Source organism: Streptomyces sp. NPDC051576, from assembly GCF_040681835.1.
Taxonomy (GTDB): domain Bacteria; phylum Actinomycetota; class Actinomycetes; order Streptomycetales; family Streptomycetaceae; genus Streptomyces.
Window position 1 is genome coordinate 229,219 of sequence record NZ_JBFAZO010000004.1, and the last position, 19,500, is coordinate 248,718.

At 70.7% G+C, this 19,500-nt stretch carries 16 protein-coding genes and 1 pseudogene; 10 read left to right on the forward strand and 7 right to left on the reverse strand.

Translation table 11 applies throughout. The annotated features are described in order from the left end of the window. Positions 1–89 precede the first annotated feature (89 nt). Both AB0M63_RS14670 and AB0M63_RS14675 read left to right on the forward strand, forming a co-directional pair. A complete protein-coding gene (locus AB0M63_RS14670) occupies positions 90–1,730 on the forward strand; it encodes a penicillin-binding transpeptidase domain-containing protein (RefSeq protein ID WP_366019614.1) in 1,641 nt (546 codons plus the stop codon). Between the two features lie 130 nt (positions 1,731–1,860). Further along, positions 1,861–3,540, forward strand: a complete 1,680-nt coding sequence (locus AB0M63_RS14675) for a penicillin-binding transpeptidase domain-containing protein (RefSeq protein ID WP_355908176.1) — start codon at positions 1,861–1,863, stop codon at positions 3,538–3,540. Between the two features lie 12 nt (positions 3,541–3,552). On the opposite strand, the gene AB0M63_RS14680 is transcribed toward AB0M63_RS14675, so the two are convergent. Beyond that, positions 3,553–3,906, reverse strand: a complete 354-nt coding sequence (locus AB0M63_RS14680) for an SsgA family sporulation/cell division regulator (protein WP_366019615.1) — start codon at positions 3,904–3,906, stop codon at positions 3,553–3,555. Positions 3,907–4,077: 171 nt separating this feature from the next. On the opposite strand from AB0M63_RS14680, the gene AB0M63_RS14685 reads away from it, so the two are divergent. The 7 genes from AB0M63_RS14685 to AB0M63_RS14715 all read left to right on the forward strand — a co-directional run bounded on the left by AB0M63_RS14685 (position 4,078) and on the right by AB0M63_RS14715 (position 10,445). Beyond that, entirely contained in the window at positions 4,078–5,154 is a 1,077-nt protein-coding gene (locus tag AB0M63_RS14685; protein WP_366019616.1) for an energy-coupling factor ABC transporter permease, read from the forward strand. A 1-nt stretch (position 5,155) separates the two neighbouring features. Further along, the gene (cbiQ, locus tag AB0M63_RS14690; protein WP_366019617.1) at positions 5,156–5,917 is read left to right on the forward strand and encodes a cobalt ECF transporter T component CbiQ; all 762 of its coding nucleotides are present in this window, start codon (positions 5,156–5,158) and stop codon (positions 5,915–5,917) included. After that, positions 5,893–6,684 carry an ABC transporter ATP-binding protein gene (locus AB0M63_RS14695; RefSeq protein ID WP_366019618.1) on the forward strand — a complete coding sequence of 264 codons (792 nt, stop codon included), beginning with the start codon at positions 5,893–5,895 and terminating at the stop codon, positions 6,682–6,684. Before cbiQ ends, AB0M63_RS14695 begins: the two co-directional genes overlap by 25 nt. Continuing rightward, positions 6,681–7,151 (forward strand): MarR family transcriptional regulator, encoded by a 471-nt coding sequence (locus tag AB0M63_RS14700; RefSeq protein ID WP_355908161.1) that lies wholly within the window; start codon positions 6,681–6,683, stop codon positions 7,149–7,151. The genes AB0M63_RS14695 and AB0M63_RS14700 overlap by 4 nt, the downstream gene beginning before the upstream one ends. 127 nt (positions 7,152–7,278) lie before the next feature. After that, positions 7,279–7,725 (forward strand): organic hydroperoxide resistance protein, encoded by a 447-nt coding sequence (locus tag AB0M63_RS14705; protein WP_355908158.1) that lies wholly within the window; start codon positions 7,279–7,281, stop codon positions 7,723–7,725. Positions 7,726–7,759: 34 nt separating this feature from the next. Next, a complete protein-coding gene (locus AB0M63_RS14710) occupies positions 7,760–8,923 on the forward strand; it encodes a serine hydrolase domain-containing protein (protein ID WP_366019619.1) in 1,164 nt (387 codons plus the stop codon). A 67-nt stretch (positions 8,924–8,990) separates the two neighbouring features. After that, positions 8,991–10,445 carry a metallophosphoesterase family protein gene (locus tag AB0M63_RS14715; protein WP_366019620.1) on the forward strand — a complete coding sequence of 485 codons (1,455 nt, stop codon included), beginning with the start codon at positions 8,991–8,993 and terminating at the stop codon, positions 10,443–10,445. Positions 10,446–10,458: 13 nt separating this feature from the next. Here the strand turns inward: AB0M63_RS14715 and AB0M63_RS14720 are convergent, their stop codons facing one another. From AB0M63_RS14720 to AB0M63_RS14745, 6 genes and pseudogenes are all read right to left on the reverse strand, one after another. Beyond that, complete coding sequence (locus AB0M63_RS14720) at positions 10,459–11,304, reverse strand: DMT family transporter (RefSeq protein ID WP_355908150.1); 846 nt, start codon at positions 11,302–11,304, stop codon at positions 10,459–10,461. Further along, positions 11,301–11,809 (reverse strand): annotated as a pseudogene (locus AB0M63_RS14725) (YbaK/EbsC family protein). Before AB0M63_RS14725 ends, AB0M63_RS14720 begins: the two are co-directional and overlap by 4 nt. A gap of 76 nt (positions 11,810–11,885) precedes the next feature. After that, positions 11,886–12,440 (reverse strand): isochorismatase family protein, encoded by a 555-nt coding sequence (locus tag AB0M63_RS14730; protein ID WP_366019621.1) that lies wholly within the window; start codon positions 12,438–12,440, stop codon positions 11,886–11,888. 38 nt (positions 12,441–12,478) lie between these two features. Then, positions 12,479–13,060 (reverse strand): hypothetical protein, encoded by a 582-nt coding sequence (locus tag AB0M63_RS14735; protein WP_355908141.1) that lies wholly within the window; start codon positions 13,058–13,060, stop codon positions 12,479–12,481. A gap of 98 nt (positions 13,061–13,158) precedes the next feature. After that, the gene (locus AB0M63_RS14740) at positions 13,159–15,381 is read right to left on the reverse strand and encodes an MMPL family transporter (RefSeq protein ID WP_366019622.1); all 2,223 of its coding nucleotides are present in this window, start codon (positions 15,379–15,381) and stop codon (positions 13,159–13,161) included. 122 nt (positions 15,382–15,503) lie between these two features. After that, the gene (locus tag AB0M63_RS14745) at positions 15,504–16,106 is read right to left on the reverse strand and encodes a TetR/AcrR family transcriptional regulator (protein WP_355908136.1); all 603 of its coding nucleotides are present in this window, start codon (positions 16,104–16,106) and stop codon (positions 15,504–15,506) included. A 167-nt stretch (positions 16,107–16,273) separates the two neighbouring features. On the opposite strand from AB0M63_RS14745, the gene AB0M63_RS14750 reads away from it, so the two are divergent. After that, positions 16,274–19,498, forward strand: coding sequence for a S41 family peptidase (locus AB0M63_RS14750; RefSeq protein ID WP_355908133.1), 3,225 nt, complete (start codon positions 16,274–16,276; stop codon positions 19,496–19,498). Positions 19,499–19,500: the final 2 nt, after the last annotated feature.

Consider the following 19,500-nt stretch of genomic DNA (forward strand, 5'->3'; position numbering starts at 1 on the left):
TCCGTTAGGACAACAAAAGGCAACACCCCTCACAGGTTTCCCCCACGCCACCTACAGTTCGGAGGACTGATCCGGGGAGGGACTGCGTCATGCGCAAGGGGGTAAAGGCCACCGTCATCGGCAGCGTGTTCGCCGTGATGGTGGGAGGGGCGGGGTACGGGGCGTACAACGTCGTGTCCGCGTTGGGCGGCAGTTCGGGTGTGGGGGGTTCCAGCGGGTCCGAGGCCGTGAAGACCGGGCCGCCGAGTGGCTCCGAGGTCAAGGAGACGACGGCGAAGTTCTTCGCGGCCTGGGAGAAGGGGCAGGCGGTGACGGCGGCGTCGTACACGAACAACGACGCGGCGGCCGACACCGTGCTGGAGTCCTACAGCGGGGCCGCGCACATCACCGGCGTGAAGATCACCCCCGGTACGGCCACCGGCACCGGCGGCGCCACCGTGCCGTTCACCGTGAAGGCGACGGTGTCGTACGACGGGAAGTCCAAGCCGCTGTCGTACGAGAGTCGACTGACCGTCGTGCGGGGGAAGACCACCGGGCGGGCCCTCGTCGACTGGCAACCCACCGTCGTGCACCCGGAGTTGAAGACCGGCGACACACTCGTCACCGGGGAGTCCGCGAGCCCGGCGATCGAGGCCGTGGACCGGAACGGGACCGTGCTGACCAAGGAGAAGTACCCGTCGCTGGGGCCGATCCTGGACGAGCTGCGCGCCAAGTACGGCGACAAGGCGGGCGGTACGCCCGGTATCGAGCTGTCGATCAAGCACCAGGCGGAGGACGCGGCGGAGACCACGCTGGTGACCCTGGAGAAGGGCAGGGCCGGCAAGCTGCGGACGACGCTCAGCGCCACCGCGCAGGCCGCCGCCGAGAAGGCCGTGACGAAGTACACGGAGTCGTCCGTCGTGGCCGTGCAGCCCAGCACCGGGCAGGTGCTGGCGGTCGCCAACAACCGTGTCGACGGCTTCAACGCCGCGTTCCTGGGCAAGTTGGCGCCCGGCTCGACGATGAAGATCATCAGTGCCGCCACGCTCATCGACAACGACATCACGACGATGAGCGGTGCGGCGCCCTGTCCCGCCACCGCGACCTGGCAGAGCCAGACCTTCCACAACCTGACGGGGCTGGCCCCGGACGAGGGCGCGACGCTCGCCGACAGTTTCGCCCGCTCCTGCAACACGGCGTTCGTGAAGTTCGCCGACTCGGTCAAGGTGGACTCCCTGACCAAGGAGGCCGAGGACCGCTTCGGACTCGGCCGGGACAACTGGAAGACCGGCATCCCGTCCTTCGACGGCTCGGTGCCCGCGTCCGGCGGCCCGGACACCGCGGCCAACCTGATCGGCCAGGGCCAGGTGCAGCTCAGCCCGCTGAACATGGCGTCGGTGACGGCGACCGCGAAGACGGGCACGTTCCGGCAGCCGGTGCTCGTCGCGCAGAGCCTCGACGACCGTCAACTGGCCACCGCGAAGGGCCTGTCGGCCAGTACGTCGGCCCAGTTGCGGGCGATGATGAACCGCACCGCGACCAGCGGCACCGCGGCCGGCATCATGTCGGGGCTCGGCGGGAACATCGGCGCGAAGACGGGTTCCGCCGAGGTGGACGGGCAGTCCAAGTCGAACAGTTGGTTCGCCGGCTACCGCGACGACGTGGCGGCGGCGGCCATGACCCAGGACGGCGGCCACGGCATCGACGCCGCCGGACCGATCGTCCGCGCGGTACTGGCGGCGAGTGGCTGAACTCACGCCCGCAGGACGGGAACTCACCCGCACAGGACGGGACTCTAGGCTGGGCCCCGTCGTTGGGGTGTGTGAGGGCTGAGGGCCGATATCGACGGGGGCCCAGAGGGATTCGCGGAGGATCGGGAACGTGGGCACGAGGGGCAAGAGAAGGCGCGTCGCCGAGCGGCGGAAGGCGAGACCCGCCGTGGTCGGCGGAGTGATCGCGGTGGCCGTCGTCGGCGCGGGCGTCGGCGCCTACGCGCTGTACGACGGCGGGGCGTCGGCCGAGGCGCGCACGTCGAACACCGCGGACCACAAGGCCATCAAGAAGGGCCCGCTGTCGGCGACCGAGGTGCAGACGACCGCGAAACGGTTCCTCACCGACTGGCAGCAGGGCAAGGTCGCCCAGGCCGCAGCCACCACCGACAAGTCGACGGCGGCCACCGCACTGCTCACCGGCTACACGAAGAACGCCCACATGACGGGCATCACCGTCACCGAGGGCACCCGCACCGGCGCCAAGGTCCCCTTCTCCGTGAAGTGCACGGTGTCGTACAAGGGCATCACCAAGCCGATGTCGTACACCACTTCGCTCACCGTCGTCCGCAGCGCCAAGGACGGCAAGCCGTACGTCGCCTGGCACGCCTCCGTCGTCCACCCGGACCTCGCGGACGGCGACACTCTGGTCACCGGCGAGTCCGGCACCCCGCCGATCAAGGCCTACGACCGTGACGGCGGCGAGCTGACGACGGCCAAGTACCCGTCCCTGGGGCCGGTGTTGGACGGGCTGCGGGAGAAGTTCGGCAAGAAGGCGGGCGGCAAGGCGGGCATCGAGCTGCGGGTGGTCCGGGGCAAGACGTCCAAGGAGTCCGACAAGACGCTGGTCGAGCTGAGCAAGGGCACGCCGGGCAAGGTGAAGACGACGCTCAGCCCGACGCTCCAGGCGGCGGCCGAGCAGCAGGTCGACAAGCAGAAGAACTCCTCGGTCGTGATGATGCGCGCGTCGACCGGCGAGATCCTGGCCGTGGCGAACGCCTCGCACGGCTTCAACGTGGCCTTCCAGGGCTCCCTGGCCCCCGGTTCCACGATGAAGATCGTGACGTCGACGATGCTCTTCGAGAAGAACCTGATCACCCCGGACGCGTCGCATCCCTGCCCCAAGACGTACAAGCTCGCGGGCTGGACCTTCCACAACGACGACGACTCGGAGATCAAGAAGGGCACGTTCAAGATGGCCTTCGGGGCCTCCTGCAACAACGCCTTCATCAACTTCGCGCCCAAGCTGTCGAACAGCGACCTGACGACGGAGGCCCAGCAGGTCTACGGCCTCGGCATGAACAACTGGGCCATCGGCGTCCCCACCTTCGACGGCTCGATCCCGGTGCAGAGCGGCGCGCAGATGGGCGCCTCGCTGATCGGCCAGGGCGGGGTCCGGATGAACCCGCTGAACATGGCGTCGGTCGCGTCGACGGTCGACACGGGCGTCTTCCACCAGCCGTATCTGGTCTCCGCGAAGGTCGACGGCCGCACGCTGGCGAAGGCTTCGCGCACGATGTCGTCGACGACGCAGGCCGAGCTGAAGGACGTCATGAAGTACACGGCGGACTACGGCACGGCGACCAAGGCGATGGCCGGTCTCGGTCCGGACTACGGCGCGAAGACCGGCTCGGCGGAGGTCGACGGCCAGAAGAAGCCCAACGGCTGGTTCACCGCGTACAAGGGCGATCTCGTCGGCGCGGGCGTGGTCCAGGCGGGCGGCCACGGCGGCGACACCGCGGGCCCGATGGTGGCGGCGCTGCTGAAGCTGGGCAGCAGCCTCGGGGGCTGACCCGCCGGGGGCTCAGCTCCCGACGGGCGCGGTGGCCATATAGGTCCGCCGCAGGAACCGCATGATCGTCTTCGTCTCGAACTGGACGACGGAGACGCCCTGTTCGGAGTGGAACTCCACCACGGCCTGCACCCGCCCGCACGGCCACACCCGCACCTCGCCGCTGCCGGCCGGGGCACGCAGCCCCTGTTCGAGCAGCGCGCGGGAGAAGGTCCACTCGTGCGCTCCGGGCAGGCCGATCCGGACGGCTCGCGGATCGGAATCGGGGTCGTACCGCAGGACCACAGGGACGGAGTCAGCATCCAGCCGGTCCACGTCCTCGTCGGTGACGATATGGGCTCGCGCGTACTGTTCGACTACGGACATCGGGCGGCCCCTTACGCTGAGTGACCTGTGTGAAAGCTATGCATCCGCTTCCACTACCCCAATGTCGCATATTTTCCCGGGAGCGCCTTCCGAGGCGACAGATCTCACATCCGCGGCCTGCGATTTTTGCCCTCTTGCAAAGCACTCGCAATAACCATCTAAAATCATCCCGTGCATGTGCCTGACGGATTCATCGACGCCCCCGTATCCGCCGCGACCGGAGTGGTCGCGGCTGCCGCCATCGCCGTGAGCCTGCGCGGCGCGCGCCGCGAACAGGGGGGCACCTCCCGCGCGAGCGAAGTCGAGCGTGGGGGAGAGCGCACGGCACCGCTGGCGGGTCTGGTCGCCGCCTTCATCTTCGCCGTGCAGATGCTCAACTTCCCGGTCGCGGCCGGCACCAGCGGCCATCTGCTGGGCGGCGCCCTGGCCGCGATCCTGGTCGGCCCCTACACCGGCGTGCTCTGTGTCTCCGTGGTCCTGCTCATGCAGGGCATCCTCTTCGCGGACGGCGGCCTGACCGCGCTCGGCGTGAACATCACCGACATGGCACTCACCACGACGGTCGTGGCGTACGCCGTCTTCCGCGTCCTGGTGAAGGTGCTGCCGCGAAGCCGCCGCTCGATCACCGTCGCGTCCTTCGTCGCGGCCCTGCTCTCCGTCCCCGCCGCCGCCCTCGTCTTCACCCTCGTCTACGCGCTCGGCGGCACCACCGACGTCTCCATCGGCAAGGTCGCCACCGCGATGATCGGCGTGCACGTCCTCATCGGCGTCGGCGAGGCGGCGATCACCGCGCTGACCGTGGGCGCCGTGATCGCCGTACGCCCGGATCTCGTGTACGGCGCGCGCGGCCTGGAGCAGCGGCTCAAGCTGCGGGTGAACGGCGAACTGGTGGACGCGCCCGCGGCCGAACCGGTGCCCGTCGCCGCCCGTTCGCACCGCAAGGTGTGGATCACCGGCCTGGCCGCCTCCCTCCTGCTCGCCGGATTCGTCAGCTTCTACGCCTCCTCGAACCCCGACGGCCTGGAGAAGGTCGCCGCCGACCAGGGCATCGACCAGAAGGCGAAGGAACACGCCTCCGCCGACTCCCCACTCGCCGACTACGGCGTCAAGGACGTCGAGGACGCCCGGCTCTCCGGCGGCCTCGCGGGCGTGATCGGCGTCGGCGTCACGGTCGTCGCGGGCAGCGGGGTCTTCTGGGTTGTCCGCAGGCGCCGTAGCGCCGACGTGTCCTCGTCGCAGGCGGCCTGAGATGGGCGCGGGCCACGCCCACCGGCTCTACCGGCACGGCCACTCCCCCGTCCACACGCTGCCGCCGCACACCAAACTGGCCGCCGTGTTCGCCTTCGTGGTGGTCGTGGTGTCGACCCCGAGGGAGGCGATGTGGGCGTTCGGCCTCTACGCCGTCCTCCTCGCCTGCGTCGCGTACGCGGCCCGCGTGCCCGCCGCCTTCCTGCTCCGCCGTCTGCTGATCGAGGTCCCCTTCGTCGCGTTCGCGGTGCTCATGCCGTTCGTGGCGGAGGGCGATCAAGTGCACGTCCTGGGGCTGGAGTTGAGCGTCAACGGCCTGTGGGGCGCGTGGAACGTCCTCGCCAAGGGCACCCTGGGCGTCGCCGCCTCGGTCCTCCTCGCCGCCACCACCGAACTCCGCGAACTCCTCCTTGGCCTACAGCGGTTGAAACTCCCGCCCCTCCTCGTCCAGATCGCGTCCTTCATGATCCGCTACGGCGATGTCATCACCGACGAGATGCGCCGGATGCGGATCGCCCGCGAGTCACGGGGCTTCGAGGCCCGGGGCATCCGGCACTGGGGCGTGCTCGCGAAGTCGGCGGGCGCGCTGTTCATCCGCTCCTACGAACGCGGGGAACGTGTCCATCTGGCCATGGTGAGCCGGGGTTACACCGGTTCGATGCCGGTGATCGACGAGGTGACCGCGTCCCGGGCGCAGTGGTCGTACGCCCTCGCCCTGCCCTGTGCCGCCCTCGTCGTATGCCTGTTGGGATGGACCCTGTGACCGTTTCCCCCGCCTCCCTGGAGGTCTCCGGCCTCGCCTTCGCCTACCCCGACGGCCATCAGGCCCTGTTCGGCGTCGACTTCGCCGTGGCGCGCGGCGAACGGGTCGCCCTGCTCGGCCCGAACGGCGCCGGCAAGACCACCCTCGTGCTGCACCTCAACGGCATCCTCACCGGCGGCGCGGGCACGGTGACGGTCGCCGGACTCCCGGTCGGCAAGCGGCACATGGCGGAGATCAGGCGCCGGGTCGGCATCGTCTTCCAGGACCCCGACGACCAGCTCTTCATGCCGACGGTCCGCGAGGACGTGGCGTTCGGCCCGGCGGCGGCCGGCCTGAAGGGCGCCGAGCTGGCCGAACGGGTACGTACGGCACTGGAGTTGGTCGGCATGGCGGACTTCGCCGACCGTCCCCCGCACCATCTGTCGTTCGGCCAGCGCCGCCGGGTGGCGGTGGCCACGGTGCTGGCGATGGAACCGGAGATCCTCGTCCTGGACGAGCCCTCCTCCAACCTCGACCCCGCCTCCCGGCGCGAACTGGCGGACATCCTGCGGTCGTTGGACGTGACCGTCCTCATGGTCACGCACGACCTGCCGTACGCCCTGGAGCTGTGCCCGCGCTCGCTGATCCTCAGCGACGGGGTGATCGCGGCGGACGGGAAGACCGGCGCACTCCTCGCCGACGACGAGCTGATGCGGGCCCATCGGCTGGAGCTGCCCTTCGGGTTCGACCCGCGATCGGTGACGCGGTCCGTGACAATGGGCGCGTGACGAACGAGGACCATACGGTTGCCGGGTCGCTGCTTCTCGACGAGCAGCTCTGCTTCGCGCTGTACGCGGCCCAGCGCGCACTGACGGCCGCGTACCGCCCGCTCCTCGAAGAGCTGGAGCTGACCTACCCGCAGTACCTCGTCCTCCTCGTCCTGTGGGAGCGCGGCGAGACCCCGATCAAGGAACTGGCGACCGCGCTGCGCCTCGACTACGGCACGGTGTCACCGCTGCTGAAGCGCCTGGAGACGGCGGGACTCGTGCGCCGGGAGCGCGCGGCCCACGACGAGCGCTCGGTCCTGGTCACCTGCACGGAGCGCGGCAGCGCCCTCAGGGAGCGCGCGGCCCGGGTGCCCGGCGCGCTGCTCGCGGCGACGGAGCTGGAGATGCCGGAGGTGGTGCGGCTGCGCGCGGAGCTGTGGCGGCTGGCGGAGCGCGCGGAGGCGGCGGCAGCCGAGCGGACCCGCTGACCACGGGTTACCGGCGGTTCCCACCCCCTGGCCGAGAGAGCGGACCTACCCGTCAGTATCTTGTGCACGATGTAGTTGCCCACTCTCGTGTTCCCGTTCTCTCGCTCCGTCCTGGGGAGGTCCCGCCATGGCCGACGACACCGCAGTCGACACCCGCCCGACGAAGATCATGTACGTCGCCGAGGCCACCGCCCACGGCGGCCGGGACGGCTATGTCAGCAGCCTGGACGGACAGCTCGCCCTCCAGGTCGCGATGCCCCCGGCGCTGGGCGGCGACGGCAACGGCACCAACCCCGAGCAGCTCTTCGCGGCCGGCTACAGCTCCTGTTTCCACAACGCGCTGGTCCTGGTGGGCCGCCGGGCCGGCTTCGACCTGACCGGCTCCACGGTCGCCGCGAAGGTCGGCATCGGCCCCAACAAGCAACGCGGCTACGGCCTCGCGGTCGCCCTGAGCGTGTCCCTTCCGATCCTCGACCCGGACATCGCGGCGAAGCTGGTGGACGCGGCCCACGAGGTCTGCCCGTACTCGAACGCGACCCGCGGGAACATCGACGTGACGATCCTGCTTGGTTGACAGAGGGCCTGACGGCGGAACAAGGAGCGCGGACGTGGACGTGAACGGCGTGGTGGCCGAGGGCTTCGAGCCGGTCAGGGAGGCGTTCGTACGCAACTTCGAGCTGCTCGGGGACCGGGGCGCGGCGGTGACGGTGTACCGCGACGGGCACCGGGTCGTGGACCTGTGGGCCGGCACGAAGGACATCGACGGCACCGCGCCCTGGCAGCGGGACACCGCCCAGATAGTCCGCTCGGCGACGAAGGGCGTGGCCGCCGCCGCACTGCTCCTGCTCGCACAGCGCGGGGAACTGGACCTGGACGCCCCGGTGGGCGAGTACTGGCCGGAGTACAAGGCGGCCGGCAAAGAGCGGACCCTGGTGTGGCACCTGCTCGCCCACCGCGCGGGCGTGCCCGTCCTGGACCGCCCGCTGACACCGGACCAGGCCGCCGACCCGGTACTCGGTGCGAAGGCGGTGGCGACGCAGGCGCCGGTGTGGGAGCCGGGCACGGATCACGGCTATCACGCGCAGACGTACAGCTGGCTGACCTGCGAACTCGTCCGCCGAGTGACCGGCCGGTCGATCGGCGAGTGGATCGCGGACGAGATCGCCGGTCCCCTCGGAGCGGACCTGTGGGTGGGCCTGCCGGAGGCCGAGGCAGGCCGGGTGGGTCGGGTGGCCCAGCTGGAGGCCGCCCAGGCGGAAGCGGGCGCGCTCCGCGTCCGCCCCAAGCGGTCGGTGTCCGAGGCGTACGCGAACCCCGACTCCCTCACCCGGCGCGCGTTCGGGGCGATCACCCCGATGCCGGACGAGAACGACCCAGCGTACCGGGCGGCCGTACTCCCCGCCTCGAACGGCATCGCGACGGCGGACGGACTGGCCCGTTTCTACGCCTCGCTGATCGGCGAACTGGACGGCGGGACAAGGCTGTTCACCCCGGAGACGGTCGACCTGGCCCGCACTGAACGCTCATCGGGCCCGGACCGCGTCCTGGTGGTGGGCACCCGTTTCGGCCTGGGCTACATGCTGCACGGCAGCGCGTCCCCGCTCCTCTCCGACCGCTCCTTCGGCCACCCGGGCCGGGGCGGCGCACTCGGCTTCGCCGACCCGGAGTCGGGCATCGCCATGGGATATGTCACAAACGGCTTCCGCAAGAGCGTGACGGCGGACCCGAGGGCGCAGGCGCTGGTCAGGGCGGTGCGCACCGCCCTGTCGTAGCGCATTGGTAGGGATACGGCTTTCGGCACCATTACTGCCGTTCACGGCCGATGGGCAACACTGGGGTATGCGCTGCTGCATCTCCGCTCCCCTCGCGGCACTCGCCGCGCTCCCCACGCCCTACGACGTCCTGCGCTCCGGCGCCCTCCTCGTCCCCGCCCTGCTGCGCGCCGTCCCCTCGCGCGGCCGGGACAACTCCCTGGTGGCCGTCCATCTGGAACTGGTCACGCTCACCGAGGACCGCGCCATCATCACCTGGCACACCGGCATACGGGGAACCGACGACGCACGCGGCCATCTCCTCCCCGTGCTCACCGAGGGCGAGGTCGTCTACGGCACCCACCCGGCCCGGCTCAACCGCGTCGCCGCCGAGGACCGGCCGACCGCGCACCACCAGGTGGAGCTGACCGGTCTCGAACCCGGGCAGACGTACTACTACCGGGCACGTTCGCGGGGTGTGACCGCGCTGCCGACGCCGCTGCACCATGTGCGGGGCAACGCGGTCGGCACCTCCGGGCACGGGCTCGGCGCCCGGACCGGCACCTACTCCTTCACCACGCCCCAACCCCCGCCCGGCAGGCACCTGTTGTCGATCGCGCTCTGCAACGACCTGCACCTCGGCGAGACCACAGCGGGCCTGGTGGCCGGCTTCCCCATCGTGCGCGGGGTGTCCCAGACGGCGGGCCTCGCCGCCTACCCGGAGATCATGAGCCGGGCCCTGGTCGAGGAGGCCAGGCTGCGCGGCGCGGACGTGCTGCTGGCCGCCGGGGACCTCTCGGCGGGCGGATCACCGCGGGACGTGGCCGAGGCGAGGCGCATCCTGGACGGCTTCGGCACCCTCGGCCGGGACTACTTGGTCGTCCGCGGCAACCACGACCGCGCCGGACTCTCGACCGACTCCTTCAGCGAGACCTTCGGCACCGGCACGGGCCCCGGCTACTTCGCGCACGACCTCGGCGGCCTGCGGATCATCGGCCTCGACACCTACCACAAGGCCGGCAACGGCGGCGACGCGGGCGGCCTCGGCGACGAGCAACTGTCGTGGTTCCGGGCCCGGTTGAGGTCCGAGCCGGACCGGCCGACCCTCGTCTTCGGCCACCACCCGCTGACGGTACGGGACTCCGTGTTCCCGGTGACGCGGGGCCAGCAGCTCGACCGCCGCCAGGCCCGCGCGATCGTCGACGCCTACGCCTCGGCGCCGGGCGTCTTCCTCCACCACGCGGGCCACACCCACCGCAACAAGCGCACCCTCCTGACCCGCGCCCCGCACGTGATCCAGCAGGAGGTCACCGCGGCCAAGGACTACCCGGGTGGCTTCAGCCTGCTCCGCATCCACACCGGCGGCTACGCCCTCAACCACTACAAGTCCAGCGCCCCCGAGGCCCGCGAGTGGACCGAACGGGCCCGACGCATGGCAGGCGGCCTCTGGCCCCACCACGCCCTGGGCCGCTCGGCCACGGACCGCAACAGCGTCCGCGCCCACGACCTCTCCGGCATCACCGCACTCCCCGTCCCCGCCTGAGGCGAGCCGCCCGTCACCCCGCCCGCAGCATCAGCCCGATCCCGGCGACGAGCAACACCGCGGCGGCGATACGAGGCGCCCCGAACCGCTCCTTGAAGAAGAGCGCCCCGATGGCCGCACCGACAATGATCGACGACTCGCGCAGAGCGGCGATGGGAGCGAGGTCCGCCCGGGTCTGCGCCCACACCACGAGCGCGTACGCCACGAAGGACAGAGCGGCGCCGAGGAAGCCCACCGCGGCGAACGGCCGTAGATCAGACAGCAGTTGACGGCGTCGCAGATACAGCGCGTAGGCCGGGACCATCCACCCCTGGACGGCCATCAGCCAGCCGATGTACCCGAGCGAGGACCCCGAGGCCCGTACGCCGAGCCCGTCGACGACGGTGTACGCGGCGATCGTCAGCCCCGTCGCCAACGCGGCGCCGATCGCGGCCCAGTTGGGCCGCCGCCCCCGAAGTCCCCACAGCGCGACGCCGGTCAGCCCCACACACGAAAGGACGATCCCAGCGGCCGCCCACCCGTCCGGCACCTCGTGCGCGAAGACGGCGGCGAGGACGGTGACGACGAGAGGCGCGGTACCGCGCGCGATCGGATAGGCCTGCCCGAAGTCCCCGAGCCGGAAGGACTTCATCAGCAACAAGTAGTAAGCGAGATGGATGACCGCGGAGCATCCGAGATACGGCCATGCCCCGGCCGCCGGAAAGGCGGCGAACGGCACGAGCGCCAGCCCGATGACCATCCCGCCGCCCGAGATCAGCGTGAACCCGACCAGCTTGTCGGTGATGCGGTGGGCGAGGGCGTTCCAGCAGGCGTGCGCGACCGCGGCGAGCAGAACGGCGGCGGCGACCCCCGGGGTCACGAGGTCAGCTCGCGCACATCCACGAGAGTCGCACCGGCGTGTGCGACAAGTTCCTTCGGCTCCATCGGAAACACGGCATGCGGATTGCCGGCGGCGGCCCACACGACACCGTGCGCGAGCAGCGACCGATCAGCGAGCACCCGTGTCTTCGTACGGTGCCCGAAGGGAGGCACACCCCCGATGGCATACCCGGTCGCCTCCCGCACGACGTCGGCCTTGGCCCGGGTCACCTTCTCGGCCCCGAGTTCCTCCCTCACCCGCTCCACATCCACCCGGGACGCCCCGTCCATCAGCACCAGCACGGGCACCCCGTCCGCCGCGAAGATCAGCGACTTGCAGATCTCACTCAACTCGCACCCGATCGCGGCGGCGGCCTCGGCGGCGGTACGGGTGGCATCGGGGAAGCGCCGGACACGGGGCAACACCTCGCCGAGCCCAACTCCCGCAGGGCTTCGGCGAAACGGGGGTTGGCACCGGACTCTTCGCTGTCGTTCGTGGTCGTCATGTGAGGCACGGTAGCGGCGCTGCCCGGGACCTGCGACCGAGTTCCAACCGCCGGAAAGCAACCTCGCCACCAGGGATCAGCTTCCGAACGTCACCGCCTTCGCCTCGGCGACCTCCGCCGTGCGCCCCGGTGCCGTGTGGTACTTCCAGTACAGGTTCGTGTGGGCGATGACCTGCTCCGGGGGCGGCGCGCCCCACCTGCTGAGGTCCGACGTGGTGTGGGCGTCGCCGACGAGTGTGACGTCGTAGCCGCGGACGAACGCGCCGTGGATCGTGGAGCGGATGCAGGCGTCGGTGGACGCGCCCGCCACCACCAGGTGGCCGACCCGGGCAGCCGCCAGCACCTCCTCCAGGGAGGTGTCGTCGAAGGAGTCGGGGAAGGTCTTGCGGACCAGGGACTCCCGCTCGCGGCGGGTCAGCTCGGGGACGAGCTGCCAGGCGTCGCTGCCCTCCGTGACGTTCTCGTCGGAGTGCTGGACCCAGACGACCGGGACGCCTTCCTCGCGCGCCCGGTCGACGAGTGCGGCGATGGTGGCGACGACCCGGTCCCGCTCGTACGCCTCGGCCACGACGGCGACCTGGACGTCGATCACCAGCAACGCGGTGCGGGGACGTTCGGACAAAGTGGTCATGCCCACACGCTAGCCCGCCCCACTGACAACGACTCCGCTCAGATCGGACGAAAGCTCGGCTCCACCGGCCCGATCTCCCCGCGCTCCGCGAGTTCCGCCAGGTCCTCCGGCTCCAGGAACTCCAGTACCTCCGGATCGAGTCCGTGGTGCGGGTCCACGTCCCGCGACTGTTCGACGAAGTCGAGGACGAACGCGGTGAACGAGCCCTCGAAGACCTCCGGTTCCGTCCCGTGGCTGTGGGTGACGACCTTCCACCGGCCCGGGTCCGGGTCGCAGGGCCAGAAGAAGTGTTCGTCGCCGGAGTGGTCGTAGCCCCAGGAGATCAGGCCACCGGGCTCGGGATGGTAGGGGAAGGGGTGGAAGTCCGGGTTGCGGCGCCGGGACGCGCCGAACCTCTCGTGGATCTGCCGCATCCGGTCCAGCAGCGGGCTGGTGCCCCGGGGGTGGAAGACCACGAGTTCGTCGCAGATCACACCCGTGCCGTAGGTGTCGAGGAACCGCTTGAAGTCGGCGGGGAGCGCCGAGACCGCGTACGCCTCGACCTCCGTCCAGTCATCGGCGGACGAGGCCCTTGCCGCCGCCGGCCCGAGCAGCCGTACCAGATCATCCAGTGCAGTCACGCCGGTCACCCTGCCACCGACGCGATCTGCCGCGCCACCAGAACCCGGTGACGCGGCAGATCAGTTGCCCGGTGCCTCAGTGCCTCGCGGCAGCCGCCTCAGGCCCGGACCAACTCCCGGTCCCCATCGGGGTCCGAGTTCTCGGAGTCCAGCTTCCGCAGACCCTCGCCCTCCACATCCACGTTGGGCAGGATCCGGTCGAGCCACTTCGGCAGCCACCACGCCCGCTTCCCGAGCAGGGCCAGCACCGCCGGGACGATCGCCATGCGGACGACGAACGCGTCGAAGAGGACCGCGACCGCCAGCCCGAAGCCGATCATCTTGACCATGGACTCGCTGGAGGTGATGAAGCCGGAGAAGACGGCCATCATGATCACCGCCGCCGCCGTGACCACCCGCGCGCCGTGCTTGAAGCCGGTGACCACGGCCTGGCTGGGCTTCTCGCCGTGGACGTAGGCCTCGCGCATCCGGGTCACGAGGAACACCTCGTAGTCCATCGCCAGGCCGAAGACCACGCCGACCAGGAAGATCGGCATCATCGACATGATCGGGCCGGTCTCCTCGACACCGATCAGGCTCGCCAGCCAGCCCCACTGGAAGACCGCGACGACCGCGCCGAGCGAGGCGAGCACGCTGAGCAGGAAGCCGAGGGCCGCCTTCAGCGGGACCAGGATCGAGCGGAAGACCACGATCAGGAGGAGGAAGGCGAGGCCGACCACCAGGCCCAGGTACGGGATCAGCGCGTCGTTGAGCTTCTGCGAGAAGTCGATGTTCATGGCCGTGGTGCCGGTGACCAGCACCTGCGCGTCCGTGTCGGCCTTGATGCCGGCGCCCTCGTCCCGGATCGTGTGCACCAGGTCCTCGGTGGTGACCGACGACGGCTTGGAGTCCGGTATGACGGTGATCGTGGCGGTGTCACCGGCCTTGTTGAAGGCGGCCGGGCTGACCGTCACCACGTCGTCGAGGGTCTTGATCTTGTCGGTCACCGTGCTGACGGCGGCCTTCGGGGCGTCGCTGTTCTTGGCGTCGACGACGATCATCAGCGGGCCGTTGAAGCCGGGCCCGAAGCCCTCCGCGAGGAGGTCGTAGGCCCGTCGCTGGGTGGTGGACGTCGGCTGCGAGCTGTCGTCGGGCAGGCCCAGTTGGAGCTGGCTGGCCGGCAGGGCGATCGCGCCGAGGCCGAGCACGCTGAGAATCAGGACGGCAGCGGGACGCCGTACGACGAAGCTCGCCCAGCGGGTGCCCATGTTCGGCTTCGCCGACTTGGCGGCCTCCTTGGCGCTGCCGCCACCGAGCCACTTGGCCTTCTCGCCGGTGGGCTTGATCCTGCGGCCCGCGTAGCCGAGCAGCGCGGGGATCATGGTGAGCGCGATGAGGACCGCGACGACGACCGTGCCGGCCGCGGCGACGCCCATCTTGGTCAGCATCGGCACGTTGACGACGGCGAGGCCGGCCAGCGCGATGACGACCGTGAGTCCGGCGAAGACGACCGCGGAGCCCGCGGTGCCGACGGCCCGGCCGGCCGCGTCCTCGCGTTCGCGGCCCTCGGCCAGTTCGGCGCGGTAGCGGGACACGATGAACAGCGCGTAGTCGATGCCGACTGCGAGGCCGATCATCATCGCCAGCGTGGAGGTCGTCGAGCCCAGGTCCAGGGTCTTGGCGAGGGCGGTGATCGTCGAGACGCCGATGCCCACCCCGATGATCGCCGTCAGCAGCGGCAGTCCGGCCGAGACCAGCGAGCCCAGGGTGATGAGGAGGACGACGGCGGCGAGGGCGATGCCGATGATCTCGCCGATGCCCATCTCGGCGGCGGCCTGGAGCGCGTCACCGCCGACGTCGACGGTCAGCCCGGTGGCGCGTGCCTGGGCCGCGGTGTCCTCCAGGGCGTCCTTGCTGGAGTCCTTGAGTTCCATGCCGGCGACGTCGTACTTCACCGAGGTGTAGGCGACCGTCCCGTCCTTGCTCACGGCGTTCGTGGTGAACGGGTCGGTGACGGAGACGACCTCGGAGCCGTCGGCCAGTTCCTTCACGGTCTTCTCGACGGTCGCCTTGTTGGCGGCGTCGGTCATCTTCTCGCCGCTCGGCGCCTTGAAGACGACCCGCGCGGTGGCGCCGTCCGAACTGGAGCCGGGGAAGCGCTGGTCCAGCAGGTCAAAGGCCTTCTGGGCCTCGGTCCCCGGGATGGAGAAGGAGGTGGTGCCGGCGGCGGGCGCGCTGGCCGCGCCGATGCCCGCGAGGGTCAGCAGGGCGATCCATATGAGGGCGACGAAGTGCCGTCGCCTGAAGGCGAGCCGGCCTACTTTGTAGAGGAACGTGGCCACGAGGGCGTACTCCCGGTCAGGTCGTGGGGTTCTTCGGGGCAGGGGTGATCGACCGGTTGGGGACACGGCTGATCTGCCCGACGACGTGAGCGGTTACGTCAGGTGGGCGTGCTGTGGGTCGGTCAGGTGGTGGGTGCGCCCAGTGCGGGGAGCACCACGGCGTCGATGTACGACAGCAGGAACGCCTGGGTGGGCGGCTGCTCGTCGATCAGTGTGCGGGCGGCGAAGGCACCGATCATCATGTGCACGATGAACTCCTTCGCCGGGTTGTCGGCGCGGATCTCATCCCGGTCGACCGCCCGCTGGAGCACCTTCTGGAACTCCTGCATCTCGGGCTCGACGAGATGTTCCCGGAACGCCTTGAGGAGGTCCGGGCTGCCGTGCATCGCCATGGCCAGGCCCCGCATGAGCGCGGAGTTCTGTTCCATCTCGCAGTCGTCCGAGCGCATCGTGAGGGCGTGCAGATCGCCCTTGAGCGACCCGGTGTCGACGGCGGCGGCCAAGGCCCCCGGCTTGTTGTGCCGCACCGCTTTGGCCACCAGCTCGGCCTTGCCGCCCCACTGGCGGTAGAGGGTCGCCTTGCTGGAACGGGTGCGGGCCGCCACGGCGTCCATGGTCAGGGCGTCGTAGCCGACTTCGCGGAGCAGGTCGAGCACGGCCTCGTACAACTCGGCCTCGCGCTCGGGTGTGATGCGACTGCGACGCGCCGTTGCGACCTCAGTCATGCCACTCACCTTCCCAGCTCCGAACGACACGGTGTCGTACACGACGAATGTAGCGCACCCTTCTTCGAAACGAAACCGTTTCGTACGTGTGCTGACTCACCATGGCGTCGGGCTCCGGCGATTTTTCACAAGTTGCTCCGGTCCGTCCCGCGGAAAAGCATAGGGAGGTGAGCTATCTGCGCCTGCCGCACCTCAGTGGCGATCTCCTGAGCTTCGTGGCCGAGGACGACCTCTGGCTGGCCCCTCTCGACGGCAGGGGCCGCGCCTGGCGGCTCACCGTCGACCGTACGAAGGTGGGTCACCCCCGCTTCTCGCCGGACGGCCGCCATATCGCGTACACGACCTGGCGGAGCCTGGTGCCGGAGATCCATCTGGTGCCGGTGGACGGGGGGCCGGGCCGCAGACTGACCTACTGGGGCAGCCCCGACACCCAGGTCTGCGGCTGGACCCCCGAGGGCGACATCCTCGCGGTGGCGTCCCACGGCGAGCCGTTCTCCTATTTCACCTGGGCCTACAAGGTCCCCACCGACGGCGACCCCGGCGGACGGCTGCCCTGGGGCCCGGTCTCCGACATCCAGCTCGCCGACGTCCACGGCGAACGCCGGACCCTGCTGCTGACCGGCACGCCACCGCACGAACCGGCCGCCTGGAAGCGCTACCGGGGCGGCGCCATGGGCCGCCTCTGGCTGCACGGCCGCCGTCTGCTCGCCGACCTCGAAGGCCACCTCCACTCCCCGATGTTCGTCGACGGCCGCATCGCCTTCCTCTCCGACCACGAGGGCGTCGGCAACCTCTACTCCTGCGCCTACGACGGCTCCGACCTGCGCCGGCACACCGACCACGACGCGTTCTACGCCCGGCACGCGGCGAGCGACGGCACCCGGGTCGTGTACCAGTGCGCCGGTGACCTGTGGATGGTCGACGACCTGTCCCCGGGCGCCGTTCCGCGCCGCCTCGACGTGCGCCTCGACGGCCCGCGCGCCGGCCGCCGTACGTACCAGGTGCCGGCCGCGCAGCACGTCGACGGCATCTCGGTCGACGAGACGGGCCGGGCCAGCGCCGTCGTCGTACGCGGCAGCCTGTACTGGCTGACGCACCGCGACGGCCCGGCCCGCACGATCACCGACACCCCGGGCGTACGGGTCCGGCTCCCCGAGATGCTCGGCTCGGGCGGGCAGGTCGCCTACGTCACGGACGCGGACGGCGAGGACGCGGTCGAGATCGCCTATCTGCCCCGCGCCACCGGCGAACGCGAGCCCCGCCGGCTCGCCTCCGGAGAGGTGGGCCGCGTACTGGAGCTGCTGTCGGACCCGGCCGGCGAGCGCCTCGCGATCGCCGCGCACGACGGACGGCTCCTGCTGCTGGACGCCACGGAGGACTCCAACGGCGAGGTCACCGAGCTGATCCGCTCGATCAACGGGCCGGTCCGCGACCTCGCCTTCTCCCCGGACGGCACCTGGCTGACCTGGTCCCACCCGGGCATCGGGCGCAGCCTGCGCCAGATCAAGATGGCCCGGATAAAGGACCGGTTGATCGTCGACGTCACCAACGGCCGCTTCGAGGACGAGAATCCGGTCTTCACCAGGGACGGCCGCTATCTCGCCTTCCTCTCCTGGCGCGGCTTCGACCCGGTCTACGACGTCCACACCGGCGACCTGTCCTTCCCGCTCGGCTGCCGCCCCTACCTCGTCCCCCTCTCCTCGGCCACGCCGTCCCCCTTCGCGCTGACCCCGGAGGGCCGCCCGGCCGCCGGGGGCCTGGACCCGGCGGAGGACGAGAGCGCGGACGGCGCGGTGACGGTGGAGGTGGAGGGCCTGGAGAACAGGGTGACGCCCTTCCCCGTCTCCGCCTCCAAGTACTCGGCGCTGTACCCGGTTTCGGGCGGCGGGCTGGTCTGGCTGCGCTGGCCGATCTCCGGCGCGCTGGGCGAGACCTTCGCCAACCCGGACGACACCAGCGGGCGGCCGACCCTCGAGTACTTCAACATCAGCAAGGCGAAGAAGTCCGAACTCGTGGACCACCTCGACTGGTTCGCGGTGAGCGGCGACGGCTCACGGCTCGTCGTGGTGGACGAGGACGAGCTGCGCGCGGTCCCCTCCACGGAGTCCGGCGACGGCGACTCGACCGTCTGGATCGACCTGCGCCGCATCCTGCACGAGGTCGACCCGCCCGCCGAGTGGCGCCAGTCGTACGAGGAGGCGGCCCGTCTGATCCGCGCCTACTACTGGGACCCGCACATGTGCGGCATCGACTGGGACGCGGTGGTGGAGCAGTACCGCCCACTGGTCGAACGGGTCGCGTCCCCCGACGACTTCGCCGATCTCCTGCGGGAGGTCCTGGGCGAGCTGGGCACCTCGCACGCCTACGTCTCCCCGTCCCGCCGCAACGAGGGGCCGCCCCACTATCAGCGCCGCCAGGGCCTGCTGGGCGCCAACCTGGTCCGCAGGGAGGGGGGTTGGACCGTCGCCCGGATCCTCCCCGGCGAGTCCTCCGACTCCAAGGCCCGCTCCCCGCTGGCCGGCACCGGCATCCGCGAGGGCGCCGTCCTGACCCATGTGGACGGCCGCCCGGTGGACCAACTCACCGGCCCCTACCCGCTGTTGGCGGGCGCGGGCGGTACGACGGTGGAGCTGACGTTCACCCCGGCGGAGGGCGAGGGCAGGGCCCGCCGGGTGGCGGTCGTCCCCCTCGTCGACGAGCGTCCGCTGCGCTACCAGGACTGGGTGGCCAAACGCCGGGCGGTGGTACGGGAGTTGAGCGGCGGCCACTGCGGCTATCTGCACATCCCCGACATGGGCGGCTCCGGCTGGGCCCAGTTCAACCGCGATCTGCGCCTGGAGGTGTCCCGCCCCGCGCTCATCGTGGATGTGCGCGGCAACGCGGGCGGCCACATCAGCGAACTGGTCGTGGAGAAGCTCACCCGCACGATCCTCGGCTGGGACCTGACCCGCAACGCCCAGCCGGTGTCGTACGCCTCGAACGCCCCCCGTGGTCCGGTGGTCGCCCTCGCCGACGAGGCGACCTCCTCGGACGGCGACATGATCACGGCCGCCTTCAAACTGCTGAAGCTCGGCCCGGTGGTCGGCCAGCGCACCTGGGGCGGAGTGGTCGGCATGACCGGCCGCCACCAGCTCGGCGACGGCACGGTGATCACGATCCCCATGAACGCGGCCTGGTTCGACGCGTACGGCTGGTCGGTGGAGAACCGGGGCGTGACACCGGACTTGGAGATCCTGCGGACACCCCTGGACTGGGCGGAGGGCCGCCACGCCCAACTGGACGACGCGATCAGGCTGGCCCTGGACCTGCTGGCCATCCACCCGGCGGCGACTCCGCCGGACTACAGCGCGGTACCGGACCGCTCACGGCCGAAGCTCCCGCCGCGTTCCTGAGG

Excerpts from the sequence above, each read along its gene's own strand:
- cbiQ (WP_366019617.1), top strand. The coding sequence starts at position 5,156 with ATGGGCGCGGGCCACGCCCACCGGCTCTACCGGCACGGCCACTCCCCC.
- AB0M63_RS14745 (WP_355908136.1), bottom strand. The coding sequence starts at position 16,106 with ATGACTGAGGTCGCAACGGCGCGTCGCAGTCGCATCACACCCGAGCGC.
- AB0M63_RS14695 (WP_366019618.1), top strand. The coding sequence starts at position 5,893 with ATGCCTGTTGGGATGGACCCTGTGACCGTTTCCCCCGCCTCCCTGGAG.
- AB0M63_RS14670 (WP_366019614.1), top strand. The coding sequence starts at position 90 with ATGCGCAAGGGGGTAAAGGCCACCGTCATCGGCAGCGTGTTCGCCGTG.
- AB0M63_RS14730 (WP_366019621.1), bottom strand. The coding sequence starts at position 12,440 with ATGACCACTTTGTCCGAACGTCCCCGCACCGCGTTGCTGGTGATCGAC.
- AB0M63_RS14715 (WP_366019620.1), top strand. The coding sequence starts at position 8,991 with ATGCGCTGCTGCATCTCCGCTCCCCTCGCGGCACTCGCCGCGCTCCCC.
- AB0M63_RS14680 (WP_366019615.1), bottom strand. The coding sequence starts at position 3,906 with ATGTCCGTAGTCGAACAGTACGCGCGAGCCCATATCGTCACCGACGAG.
- AB0M63_RS14705 (WP_355908158.1), top strand. The coding sequence starts at position 7,279 with ATGGCCGACGACACCGCAGTCGACACCCGCCCGACGAAGATCATGTAC.